Source organism: Accumulibacter sp. (assembly GCF_023806625.1).
Classification (GTDB): Bacteria; Pseudomonadota; Gammaproteobacteria; order Burkholderiales; family Rhodocyclaceae; genus Accumulibacter.
The window spans coordinates 17,381-29,453 of record NZ_JAMTDX010000108.1; the positions used below are offsets into that span (position 1 = coordinate 17,381).

The following is a 12,073-nucleotide window of genomic DNA, read 5'->3' on the forward strand; positions in this document are numbered from 1 at the left end:
TCAACTGGCCAGGCGGATGCACGGCCCGTCCGGCGCGGCGACCGGCGTCGTTGCCGACGCGCCGCCGACGAAGTCGACGAGCCAGCCGTTCGGCTCGAGCCGCGGGTCGGCAAAGCACGCCGGCTGACCACCGCTCCAGTCGATCCGGACGGCCCTGACCGCCGTGTCGCTGCCGGTCCTGCTCGCCGCCGCCTTCGCCGGGACGGTGGCCGAGGGCAGAGCCGGAGTGAGCAGTCCGCTGGCCGCGAGCACGGCATCGTTGTAGTCGCGGTCGCCGCCGTAGGCGAGGTCTTCCCAGGCCAGGCCGAGGCGACCGTCGCTCTTCCGCTCGATGCGCAGATGGTCGAAATGGTCGGGGTTGGCCGCGGCGACCGAGAAGAAGGCCAGCAGGCCGGCGCCTTCGCGGTTCGTCGCGTTCGTCGTGCGCCACTCGCTGGTCGTCGTGTCCTGGACGAGATAGAAGCCAACCCAGGCCCCCGCGGGAAGATCCGTCACGCCCCTGGCCCCGCCGCCCGAGCCGCTCGGCAGTAGCGCGACCGCCCGCTCGGACGACAGTGCCGCGGCCGCGTAGCCGGCGTCTCCGGGAGCGAGCCCGCCGATCCTCCCGCTCGCGTCGTCGACGCGGAAGACGCCGATCTCGTTGTCGAAGCCGGCCTCGCGCGAGAGCCAGTCGACGACCAGCGCCGTCGACTCGCCCGGCGTGCCGCCGACCCTGAAGATGCCGGCCGCCGGAACCGGCTCCGGGACTTCGATGGTCATCGTCGCGCGAGTCGAGGCCTGCGCCCCGTTGCCCCTTTCGGTTGCCGTCGCGACGAGGTCGAGCCGGAGGGGACCGAAGGTATCGGGGGGAGGGGTCAGCGAGACCCGGTCGAGCATCCAGCCGGTCAGCGCGATCGCCTCTCCAGGCGCAGTCACGGTGACTGAATGATCGCCATCGTCGATGCGCGCATCTGGCGGAAGCCCGGTCAGCGTGACGCTGAGCACTTCCGAACCGTCGCGGTCGCGCAGCGCGGCATCGATCAGCGGCAGGCGGATCGTCCGCCCGGTCATGCCGGCAACGGGCAACGACTCTTCGAGCACGATGTCGTCGATCATCGTCCCGGGGCCGCCAGCTTCGGGCGGCTCGGCCGCGGATTCGATGCGCAGCGTCTGAGAATCGCCGGCGCCGACGAAGACGAAACGCCGCGATTGCCAGGCCAGTGAATTGTCGGGGTTCGCACCTCCGCCAGAGCCGAGTTCGCCGATACCCGTTTCCTCGCCAGCGATGTCGCAGCCGTCCACCCGAACGTGAATCGCCGTCGAGCCGGCCGCTGAGCCCACCAGCGCGGCGACGTCGAACGACAACGTGTAACGCGCGCCGGCGACCGTGTCGAACGTGCGCTCGATCGCTGGTGTGCCTGCCGCCACCTCGCCGCCGAGTGCGAGCCAGTGCTTGCCGTTGCCGGGAGCTGCCCGGAGCCGGAGCGAGGTCGTGCCGGCGCCGAACCGATCTCCCGAACTCCACAACACGAAGCCGGGTCCTGGATCTGCGCCGGCCGTCGGGGCGCTGACCACCGACCAGCCGTCGTAGCTGGATCGCTCGAGCAGCGTCGGGCCGAGGTCCGGGTTCGGGCAGTCCTCCCAGCCGGTGCGGAACATCTTGTGCGGCGTATCGAGCGCGCCGCTCAATGCGAGCCGCGGCGCGTCGGCCACCGGTCCCAGCTGCAGGCGCAGCGTCGCCGACTCCGACCGCGCCAGGCCGTCGGTGAAGTGGTAGCTGACGCTGTCCTCGCCGCTCCAGTCGCCGTCCGGCGTGTAAGTCCACCTGGCCGTGGCGTCGCGCTGCAGGGTGCCGTGCGCAGGCGGCTCATCGACGATCAGCGAGAGCGGATCGGCGTCGGCATCGCTGCCCAGCGCGGGCAGGTCGAGGACGATCGCTTTGTCCTCGAGGCCATGAACCTCGCCGCCGGCAGCCAGCGGCACGTCATTGACCGGGTCGACGCGAACGCGGACTTCGGCCGGCTCCGACTCGAGGCCGTGCGCAGCGAGCCGGTAGCGGAAGCTATCTTCGCCGTGCCAGTCGGCTGCCGGCGTGTAGCGGAAGCCGCCGCCGTCGACGCTGACCGAGCCATGGTCGGGACCGCTGACGACGAGCAGGTCGGGGGCAGCCTCGCGGCCAGCGAGGTCGTTGGCCAGTGCGTCGATGTGCACCGGCGTGTCCTCCGCGGTCAGCGCCAGGTCGTCGACGGCGTGCAGCGAATCGTCGTCGAGCCGCAGGTCGCGGATGGTCACCCGGCTGTTGTGCGCCTCTCGATCGTCGGCTGCGGTCGAGCCAAAGCCGATCAGGTCGAAGCAGAGGTGCACGACCGTGCCCGCCGTGACACCCGAGAGGTCGATCCGGTATCTGCGGCTGCCGTCGCTCCGGGTCGTCACGCCGACCTCGGGAGCCCGGTACTCGGAGCCGTCAGCCTGGAGGTTGAGTGCCGCGTCGCTGTGCGTCAGGCCGATGTCGCCGAACAACGAGCGACCGGTGTTGGCGTCGATCAGGGCCACCTCGAAGGCATCGTCCGGACGACCGGGCTGCTCGCCGAGAGCCAGATCGGCGATCGAGAACGAAAGGTAGCGCTCGTTCTCGCCGACGGCGAAGACCTGACTCAGGCGCGTGTGTCCCGGCGCCGATTCGCGGAGGGTCGCCGCCCCATCGGCGAAGCTGACCTCGCCGTGCGTCTCCCATGCGCGCAGACCGTCGGCAAATGACGGATCGTCGAGAGTCGGGCTGGCGAGAGTCTCGTATCGGAGGCTGCGCGAGGAGCTGAGGTGCTCGGTGTAGGGAACCCGGCGCGAGCGCGTCGCACGCTGCCGGCTCGCATCTCCGGTCAGCGGGGCCTGTGCGCCGCCGTCGCGTGGCAAGTCGGGCGAGGGCGGAGCGCCCGGCGCGGCCGTAGCGTTCCCGCCGGGCGGGAAGACGAACTCGCCCGACGAGGGGAAATAGCCGGCCAGGCGCAGCAGGAGGAGCCGATCGTCCTCGCCGAGCGTCCGCCGGACACCGGGCAGCAGCGTGGCGGCCATGTAATGATGCGGGTCGGAGCTGTGCTCGACGCCGAGCGTGTGCGCGTACTCGTGGAGCAGGACGGTGCCGAGATCGATCCGTCCTTCGGCCGCCGAACCCGGCCGGGCGATCCACTCGTTCGGGTCGCTCGTCGGCAGGAACTCTTCGCTCGCCCAAGGCGTCGGGTCGAAGAACCAGCCGTGTCCGGCAGCGTCGTCGTCGAGGGTGATCGTCGCGTTCGGGCCACTGCCGAGCGATTCAGCCAGGGCACCGCCGGGCAGGTTGGAGAAGCGGGGCAGGCCGGGCGAGATCATCGCGAGCGCATTGTCCGCAGAGCCCGGAGCCTCGGACCGGCCGGGAGGAATCAGCCAGAGTTCCGGCAGACCGTCGCAGAATTTCCGGTGTGCCTTCTCGTATAGACGTTCGTTGTCAAGGACCGGTCGCAACGCATCCCTGATCTTATCTATAACGCGGATGTGGTAGATTAGCTTGACCCTGTAGCTCTCACCCGATCCGTCCGGATTGGTCGCTTGGACGACGATTGTCAGCCGATCGGCTCCGGTGAAGCCGTCATTCGGAAGATAGATGAGCTTCTCGCCAATCAGTTGGCCGTGCCGCGGTGGCTGCACCACCGTTATCTCGGCCTTCGCATCCCACCATTCGCCGATCCGGTAGAAGTCGTCATCGCTTTGCAGCTTCCTGCCGATTACGATATGGCTATAAGCCACTGCAGAGAGAGAATACGCTGCGTCACCCAGTCGCCCGAGCAACTCTATCTGGTCTAACGGGGGGCTGAGATGGCATACGCCCGCGGTGGCAAAGAGCCCCTCTTCGGCACTCCTCCGAGACCCCCGCGCAACCTGAACGACCTGCGGAGGCTGATAATCATTGAAGTCCATGGCGATGGGGAACATGATGAGTGCCTCTGGTGTGTCGATATTCGATTGAGAAGAAAGGAGGCCGCGCTCTGCCAGATACCGGTCCCCGCCATTGTCACCAGGGATCCACTCGCCAGACTCCAGCCGTCTTCCGAGTGAAGGGAGAATCGGCTGTAACTGCGGCCGGCTAACCTGCAAGCCGAACTGGGTGTTGTAGTTCCTCGCGTTCTGCGCCTGTATGCCCACGAGGCCGAGGAGCGCGCTGATGTTCCCATACGAATTTCGGTCGTAGGCAACTGGCTCCACATAGTCATTAAGGGCCTCTCTCCTCCTCGCGATCTGATCCGTACGCGCGCCGTGAATCTTGATCACCGTGCGCGCAAAATCCCCACTGTCGACAGCCGTATTCAGATCCCAGGTAGCGCCACGCTCACGCCTCCAGTACCAGGCGGCTGTGCGCGCTGCGGTCAAGGGATCATTGGTGACGTCTGCGAAATTGGTCGTCAGGTCATAGCGTCCTGCGCCGTAGACTTCGTTCAGGCCGTTGCTCGCGTTCCGGTAGTTCTCGTAGAAGGTCAGGTGCAACAGCCCCCGGCCGCGGAAATCCGAACCACGGTGCGGGTTACTGGACCCCCGGTTGAGCCTGTGACTGCCATACTGCGTGTCGTAGTACTGCTGCGTCCTGCCTTCGTCGCGGCTGACGTATGCTCCTTCGAAGAGATGGGCGAGCCCCCCGGTTTCGGCGCGAACGTTGGCGAGAAAGGCGGTCATCCGGGTCGGGGTGTTGATGTCGAAGTCGCGCAGTGCGCTGTTCAACGGCTGCACCCAGGCGCCGTAGTCGACCCCCGATGTATTGCCCATCATCGCGCCGAGCGTTTCCGCCGAAAGTTCTGCGCCGATGCCGCCATTGCGGTCGCCGCGGCCGCCGACGTAGATCCTCGACGCGTCGATCAGTCCTCCCTGCTTCGAACCATCGCCGAGCAAGGCCCTCCGGATCAGCCGTTGCTCCTCGGGCGTCCGGGAGACCGCGATGCGGGTGACGATTTCGTCCCACGAGCCGTTGTCGGCGATGCTGTCCGCGCGAGTCGCCGTGTAGGTCGCGAGGAAGTCCCGCAGCGCTTGAGTCTGATCGTTGACCCCCTGACTGTTGTGCAGGGGGTCTCGCGCCAGAGGCTTCCGATTCGGGTTGGCGAGCAGGCCGGCAAGGTCCTGGGCGACCTGGTAGTTCCACTGGCCGTTGGCCTGGGCACTTAGCCGGTCGCGCTCCTGCAGGATGAATTTCAGCTTCTGCTGCGGCGTTCCGTTGCCCGAGTTCCGGGCAGCGACCCCTGCGAGGTCCAGGCTGGTCGCCGACGAGAGGCCGAGCAACCACTCGTCGGGATCGATCTGCGCCTGATTCCTTTGCGAAACATAGCTCGTATTGACGCCGATGCCGAGCCGGTTGCCGAGCGAACCGGCACTCTGGAACCAGAGCGGATTCGGCCTCTGCTGGGCCGCCGCGGCGTACTGGCCGGCGAGCATCAGGTTGTGCACCCAGCTGGTTCCCATGCTCCCGCTCGGCGCGCCCGACCCTGCCTTGTTCTCCCACCCGCTGAGCTGGCCGTTCTTCGCCGGAAAGAACTCCATCCAGTGCGGGGCGTTGTAGGCGTTCAGCCAGCTGACGTCCTCGGTGGACAGGGTGATCGGCGGCATTGGCCGGGTGACGGTCTGCCGCCGGCCGCGCCGGTCGGTGGTCGTCTCGCTGACCGTGTCCTCGTAGTCGCCGAGGTTGCGGATGATCTGGTCGAACTGCCGCAAGGCGACGAGTTCGCCGCGATCGAGCACGCCGTTGACGGTGATCTCGCCGATCGCCGGGATCGTCGCCAAGCCGTAACCGAGGTAGCGCAATCGCTGCTCGACGCGCGCGACGTCGAGCAGCCGGTTGTCGTCGCTGCTGTTTCCGCCGACCGTCCCGGTGAGGGTGAACTCGTGATAGCCGGGGTTGTCCAGCGGACGATCGCCGAAGAATGCACTGTCGGCCGCGCGATCGTAGTCGACGACCTTGAGCTTCAGCGCCAGGCGACTCTCGGGGTTGCGCGAGTCGTAGCCGCCAAGGTAGAGCGTGATGTTCGCGGCGTCCCCGCCGGGCAGCGTCCGGCCGCTGCGCAGGCGATCGACGTCGAGCGTCGGAACCAGGAAAAGAATCCCGCTCTCGCTGAACGTTCGCTTGCCTTCGTCGCTGCCCACCGACTGCAGTCCCGAGTAGCTCGGCCGGACGGCCGCGGCGACCGAGGCGAGTTCATCCTCGCGCTGCGCAGTCAGAAGGAAGCCGCCGGCATCCTTGAGCAGAGTGGCCGCGCCGCTGACTTCGACGTTGGCCGGGTTGAAGCGCAGGTCGGAATCCCGCAGGTTGGCCAGCGTCGTCGGATACTGATCGCGGATCAGCTTGCGCAGGTCGATCCGGGCGATGTCTCCGTAGTTGAACTCGGGCACTGCCCGACCCGGATCGGGGTCGACGGTCCTCAGCAGGCGGCTGGTGTCGACCGGATCGGCGAAGGCCAGCGACTCGGGCGTCCTGAGCGGGCTTCCGGCCAGACCGACGACCCAGCCCGAGGTGATCGTCCGGCCGTCGCCGAGGTCATACTTGTCGGGAGTGACGACGAGTTCGCCGGTGTCCGGGTCGCGATCGAAGGGCAGGGGGTTCGTCGAAGTCTGACGCGACAAGGCGTGGCTTTCGGCGGCCCGGAGCAGTGCGTCGAGATCCCAGACGAGCAGGCCGGCGGGCGGTGGTGGGTCGCCGGTGGTCGGCCAGTAGCGAAGGTCTGCCGACAGCGTTCCGGCGTCGCGATCGACGAGCAGGCGGGAGATGTTGGCGCCGACGATCGGCGATGTCGCACCGAGGTACTCGGGACGCGAGCCGAAGGGGTCCCTGACCACGCCGACCTTGCCGCCCATCTGGCGCTGGGCGCCGGAAGGCTCGCTGGCGAACAGCGGATCGAGGAAGTCGAAGAAGTAGTCGGCGACGAGCGCGTACTCGCTGCCGTCGGACGCGGTGACGAAGACCGGGGAACGCGCGCGCTGGATGTTCAGCTGATAGGTGCCGTCGACACGACTCGCGCCCGGGCGAGCCCCGGACATCGTGATGCGGCGGAACTCGGCTTCGCCGGCGAATCCGCCTCCTGGCGCGACGGCGACGGTCGCCGTCGCCAGACCGGCATCCGGCTCGAGCGCGTCGCTGAACATGAAGCGCAAGCGGTCATCGCGAATGCCCGCCGAGGCGACGAACTCGGCGCCCTGGAACTGCCCGAAGGGAATCGCGACCTCGCGGAAGGCGTTCGCCGCGCGCGCGTCGAGCCTCCCGCCGCCTTCGCGGGCCGCGTCGAGGTCGACGATGAAGACCTTGCTCGGTTCGGTCCGGCTCTGCCCGGCGGAGACGGCGAGGGCCTGGCGGCTGGCGGTCACCGCCAGGTAGCTGTGCACGCCTTCGCTCACCGCCAGATCGATGTAGCCACACGGCGTGTTCTCGCCAGCGAGCTCGGCCGGCAGCACGACCTGCTGGACTTCGAGGAATCCGGGCGAGCTCTCGTCGATGTTGACGCGCAGCAGGCGATACGCACCACCACCCGCTTCCCGGTGGCCTCCCTCGGCGACGTAGAGCCACTGGCCCGAGACGGCAAGGCTCGAGACGTTCGCGCTGCCGACGCTGATGCGGCCGGCCAGACACAGCGTCGCCGTATCGAGCACCTGGATCTCGCCGCGGTCCCCGGCGACGAACATCAGCCGGTTGTCGAGACTGAAGGCGATCTGGTCGGCCTTGCTGCCGCCGATGCTTTCGGGGTCACCGGCCGCGTCGCGGTAGGGGATCTCCACGACCTCGCGGCCGTCGCGGAAGACGCGCAGCACGCCGCGCTCGCTGACCACGCTGAATCCGGCCTGGGCTTCGATCGTCGCCGTGCCCGGATCGTCGTTGGCCACCCAGCGCATCGCGCCGGGGTTGGCGGCGTCGAAGGTCTGCAGCATGCGCTGGACGGTCAGGCGATGCAGACCGCTGGCCGTCTGTTCGGGAACGTCGATTTCGAATGTCAGGCTGGTCTGTCCGGCGGCGACCGGCTGGAGGTCGATCGCTTTCTGCCAGACGCGCAGCCGGTCGTGCTGCGCGAGCGAGTCGTCGGTCCACGAGGGCGAGCTGGCGTGCCCGAGTTCGTCGATCGTCAGCTCATCGGGGGACATCCAGACGCGCAGGGCGAGCGGCTGGGAGCCGGGCGCCGCACCGGCCGCCTGGAGATTCTCGACGGTGATGCGCAGGCGGCCGGACGACAGGGCCTCGACACGCGTGATCCGCGGCGCGTTCGCTTCGCTCTCGGCGGCTGCCTCACCCGGGTCGATGGTCAGCGTCAGGTCGCCGCCGGCCACATCGCGGACGCAGGGGACGACGCGATAGGTCCCGCCGAAGCCCATTTCGACGGCCAGCAGGCCGGTCTGCGCCGAGATCGCCCCGATCAGCCCGGCCGCGGCCTGCGCCTCGGCAATGCCGCCGAACGCCGGATTGCCGCCGAGGGGCAGCGCGATCTGGTCCACGACCAGGGCCAAGGGGTCGATCCGCGAGCCGCTGATCCGGATCGCTCCAGTCTGCGCGTCGACCGCCGTGCGCGCGCAGAGCAGGTCGCCCGAGCCGTGCACCCCGCTGTACGGCGGGCTCGCCGTTCGCGCGACCAGCGAGCCGCTGGCCGTGGCTTCGACGAAGCCGTTGTCGACGATCCACCAGGCGTCGCGCAACTCGCCGTCGCCAGACGGAGCGAGTCCGCGGCGCAGGAACAGGACCTCGTCGCCGGGTTGTACGCCGGCCGTCTGCTGCAACGGCAGCGTCAGCTGGACGGGAGCCAGCGAAGGCTGGTCGCCGAGCTCGATATGGCACGCGCCGAGGGGCTGCACGAGCCCCGGTGCGGGGGAGTCGAGTCCGGTGCGCTGGAGCAGCTCACCGAGCTCGATGCGCTGGATCGAGACGATCGCGTCCTCGGCGAGTGCGCCGGCGCCGATCAGCACCGTCTCCCCGGTCGCGGCCTGGATGACCCCGCCGCTGTGCGCAGCGACGGCGATCGCCTCCGGCGCACTGGTCTGTGGATCGGAGTCGGTGAGCTGCGCGTCCTCGACGACCAGGCTGACGTCGGTCTGGCCAATCACCGTGCCATGCACGTTTCCCCACTGATCGACACGATTGAGCAGGTGAACGACCGAGATCGTCGCCTGCCCGCTGCGTCTGGCGGTGATCAGCCCGTCGTCGCCGACGCTGGCGACCGTCGGATCGCTGATCAGGTAGCGCGTGCCATCGCGGACCTCGGGGATCGCCGGATACACGACGGTCAACGTTTGTCCGCTGGCCGGATCGAGGAGCACTTCGCCGGTCAGCGGGTCGGTGGCCACCTGGCCGGTCAGCGGGTCGATCAGCGCCTGCTGTGTTTCCGGATCGATCAGCGTCTCCAGCGCTTCGGGCACCCCGGCAAAGGCGATCCGGCTCGCCCGGCGGACATCCCGGCGATCGCCACTGTCCGGGTCGATGACCCGGACCTGCAACTGTTTGCTCGCCCCGGGCAGGAGCGTCAGCGTTCCCGGATAGACCACCGGTTCGACCTCCGCCGCTGCCGCGTCAGCGCCTCGGCCAGCGCTGCGCACGTTGATCGCGGTGACCGCCTGGACCAGCTGGCCGTCACCGTCGACACGGCTGACGGCCAGCAGAGCCGGGCCCTCGCGCGTCGTGCGCACCCGGTCGAGTGCGTCGTCGACGAGCAGCGGCGCGGGTCCGGCGAAGCCCATCGTGGTCAGGTCCTCGGCGCGAAGCGTCAGATACGCCGGGTCGATCACCGGCACACCGGCCTCGTCGGCGAAGTCGAGCGTCGCCTCGATGGTCGCCGCCTGTCCGGTCATCAGTTCGGCCGGAGGCGCGAGATGGATGGCCAGCAGGCGTGCATCGCTGACCTCGACGGAAAGGTCGAGCGGTGCGCTGGCGGCGTAGCCGTCGTCGGCCTGCAGCTTCAAATGCGCGGTTCCCGCAAAGCCCGGATCGGCAGTGAAGACCAGCGTCCGGCCGTCGGCGGCGAGCCGCGCGCTGCCGTTCGGCGAAGCGACGACCCGCCAGAAGACCGGGTCGCCTTCGAGGTCCTCGGCCAGCGTCGACAGGTCGCTACTCGTGGCCAGGCCGCCATGCGCGCGGATTGCCGCAGGTGCCCCGGCGATCGGCGGAAGATTGGCGGCGAAGCCGGTGTTCGCTTCGACGATCCGGCGGTCCGCCGCATCGACCGTTCCGTCGCCATCGAGATCGGCCGAATCGTCCGCTGCAGCCGCCAGGGCCTGCCAGAGGGCGGAGTCGCGAGCGTCGACGCGACCGTCACCGTCGAGGTCGCCGGCGACCGAGACGCGTACGCTCGCCGGGCCTTGGCCAGCGAGTCGCAGCAATTTCCGGCCGCTTTCTTCGATGCGCAGAAGCGTCGTGCGCACCTCGCCGTACTGCTCGCTGCCGACGATCGCGCAGCCTCTGCCGAGGCATTCGAGCGTCGCCCGATCGTCGGTGCGACTCTCGACGCGGACGATCAGGCTGCCGCTCGCACCGGCGACCGAGCGCAGTTCGCTGTCGCGGATCGTCAGCCCGAACACGGCACTTCCGGCCAGTTCGCCGGTCCAGCTGGCGCCGCGGGCCCACCCGGCGATCGGGCCGAGGTCTGCGGTCAGCGCCCCGGCGAGCGGACGGCCATCGGCCGCGTAGCCGACCGCTGCGCCGCCATCCTCCCCGGGACGACGAGCGAGTACCAGGCGGCCCGCCTGGTCGTAGAGGTAAACCACGCTCTCCGGCGGATCGGGCGTTTCCGGGAGATGGGTCGCGCGGACGACGCGCCCCTGGCTGTCGCGCAGCAGGTCGAGGCGTCCGGCGGGGTGAGCGTCGGCGCCGATCGCCGCGATGCCGGCATCCGAGACCAGCCACTGAGCGCCGTCGGCGAAGGCCACTCGTCCGACTCGCCCCTGCGAGTCGAGCAGGGTGCGATCGCCGCCGGGCGAGGTCAGCGTGAAGGACTCGGGGGCCCAGGGCAGCCCGGTTTGTTGCTCGTAGAGGCGTTCGCCGAGACGGACGAGCGCGTCGGGGCGAGACCCTGCGGGGCTCGCCTGAGCTTCGAGCCGCCAGCCCTGGCTGTCGGTGAACGCCGGGTGCCAGACGAGCGGTGCGCCGGGTTCGGCGCCGAGGCGCTCGGCCGTCGCGCGCAGCGAGAAGGCGAGTTCGAGCGGGCCGGTGTCCGCGTCGGCCAGGCTCGCCGGAACGGTGATCCAGACGCGTGCGCCGTCGCGCCACGCGGCCGTCGCTCCCGAGTCGTCGGTCCCCGGCTGATCGCTGGTGAGCCGCGAGTCGAAGAGCGACAGCGTCCAGTTGCCGAGCTGGCCGCGCCCGGGCTCGCGGGCCGCGTGCTGCTGGTCGGCCGCATCGAGCAGCGCGGGAACCAGCCGGGTCAGCGCGAACGCATGGCCGCCGAGCGTGAACAGCGCGTCGGTTGCCAGCGCCAGCGGCGGCGCCTTGACCGTGCTGTCGATCAGCAGCCGGCCGCCGATCTCGCTGGTTCTGCCGGCGACATCCCAGGCGCTGAGGCGCAGCCGCCAGAGCCCGTTGGCCAGCGTCGCCGGATCGATGCGCCCGACGTCGATCGCCTGGTCGATGCGGCTCGCACCGAGCGTCTGCTCGGAGAGCGTCGTCCAGCTTTCGGAACCAGCCGCAGCGATCTGCAGCCGCCAGCCAGCGAGTTGGGCGTCGCGCAGCGTCGCGCCGAGGGTCAGCGGCGCATGCAGCGCGATCGGCGAGTTCGCCGCGCTGTCGCCGAGCGCCCGGGCCAGTGGACCGCTCCACGCCAGTTCGGGCGCCGCGCTGTCCGCAGGGTCGCGAACGGCGAGCGTGTACGCCTCGCTGGCCGAGAAGCCGTCGTGGTCGGTCGCCGTCGCGCGCACCTCGATCAGGCCCGGCTCGCGTGGCGTGACCCGGAAACGCCCGGCGGCGTCGAGCGCGACCGGAGACCACGGCGCGCCCGTTTGTTCGCGCTGCTCGACGGTCAGCGCCGCGATGCCGCTCGCGGCGCTCGCGCGAACGCTGACGATGACCGTCTCCCCGGGAGTCACCGGGCGTCCCGGAGTCGCCGAAATGGTCACCCGGGGCGCG

General features: G+C 69.5%; 1 protein-coding gene (only partly in view). It reads right to left on the bottom strand.

Annotated features, from left to right (window positions below):
- A protein-coding gene (locus NFW05_RS17160) for a CARDB domain-containing protein (RefSeq protein WP_295309802.1) crosses the window boundary here: on the bottom strand, positions 1-12,073 show its final stretch. It continues 18,680 nt past the right edge of the window; only the last 12,073 of its 30,753 coding nucleotides appear in the window; its start codon lies off the right edge, out of view — the gene reads right to left on this strand; its stop codon occupies positions 1-3.